Annotated in this window: 1 protein-coding gene; it reads right to left on the reverse strand. The window is 34.5% G+C overall.

Annotated elements, in window-relative coordinates; all coding sequences use genetic code 11:
• On the reverse strand, window positions 1–223 hold a 223-nt coding region (locus LD028_RS09995; RefSeq protein ID WP_237811725.1), incomplete at both ends, for a hypothetical protein.

Raw genomic sequence — 223 nt, forward strand, 5'->3', positions numbered from 1 at the left:
ATCAAGCTCATCAATAAGATTATGGAATACTTCATCATTGATCTCACCGCTTCTTCGCAGCTTGAGCAATGTCTTTCTTTCAGCCTCAAGCGCTGTAATAGTTAATCGTTTAAAAGCAAAATAATCTTCCGACAACATTGAATAAGGTTTTTCTTCTAGTTGTGTGCGTATCACATTGAGTTTACGTTGCACTTGATTACAAAATTCTGTTAATACTTTATCT

The sequence above is a fragment of the Anoxybacillus sp. LAT27 genome, assembly GCF_022030075.1.
Lineage (GTDB): Bacteria > Bacillota > Bacilli > Bacillales > Anoxybacillaceae > Anoxybacillus > Anoxybacillus kestanbolensis.